We start from the raw sequence: 972 nt of genomic DNA, 5'->3' as shown, positions 1-972 counted from the left end.
CCGAGGCGTGAGCCGGAGGCGCGGGCGGGGACGGCGGGGCGATCGGGGCGTGAGCCGGAAGCGCGGGCGGGGACGCCGGGGCGTCCGGGGCGTGAGCCGGAAGCGCGGGCGGGGACGCCGGGGCGATCGGGGCCTGAGCCGGAGACGCGGGCGGGGCGAGCGGGGCGGGGTCCGCGGTGAAGTGGCTGGAGCCGTCCGGCTCGACCCGCAGCGGGACGACGTAGCCGATGCGTTCGTCCCGGACGGTGGCCAGGACGGCCTGCCCGGAGGCGAGGGCCATGCGCTGGAGCCGGTCGAGCACGGCCTGCTGCACTTCCTCCCCGGGAGCCGCCGCCACCGGCACCCCGCCGACGGACGCGGCGCCGGCACCCTCCCCGGCGGCGGGGATGCGGACCTCGATCGGCTCGGCCGCACGGTGCGTCGTGTGCGCCGCCTGCTGTTCCCGCTTCATCTCACGGCTGAGTCGCGCCATGGTCCCCTCATTCGGGTCGTACACCTACCGACCAGTCTGTCCGCCCTCCCCGGTTTCTCACGTCACCGCGTTGTCACAGGCTCGTCCCAACGGCCGTCCGCCCGGTGGGGGACGGGTGGGGGCGGCGTGCGCGGGACCGGGAAGGGGCATCACGAGGGCAGGGGAAGCAGGGGAGGCAGGGAGGCATGGGCCGAAGGGGACGCCGGGGACGCGAGGGGCAGGGACTGGAGAGCGGCGCGGGGTCCGGCCCCGACGCCGTCCCGGCCGTGGAGGCGGATCCCACCGTGGCGACCGCCTCGGCGGTGGAGATCGCCCGGGCCGTGCGGGCGGGCCGTGTCCGGGCCGTGGAGGTGGTGGCGGGGGCGCTGGAGCGCATCGAGCGGGCCGATCCGGTGCTGTGCGCGTTCCTCGAGGTGTGGCGCGAGGAGGCCCTGCGGCAGGCGGCGGCGGTGGACGACCGGGTGTCCGCCGACCGCGCCCGCGCGCCGCGCTCCGGCGGG

The 972-nt window shown here is 78.2% G+C and carries 2 pseudogenes; one reads left to right on the top strand and one right to left on the bottom strand.

The window, feature by feature from the left end:
* A pseudogene (locus G3I53_RS16150) lies at positions 1-472 on the bottom strand (tetratricopeptide repeat protein); the annotation flags it as partial.
* 185 nt (positions 473-657) lie between these two features.
* Between G3I53_RS16150 and G3I53_RS33335 the strand changes: the two are divergent.
* A pseudogene (locus G3I53_RS33335) lies at positions 658-972 on the top strand (amidase); the annotation flags it as partial.

Source organism: Streptomyces sp. SID14436, assembly GCF_010548465.1.
Lineage (GTDB): Bacteria > Actinomycetota > Actinomycetes > Streptomycetales > Streptomycetaceae > Streptomyces.
The sequence above is the reverse complement of the archived record's forward strand: the minus strand, read 5'-3'. Positions and strand labels throughout refer to the sequence as shown.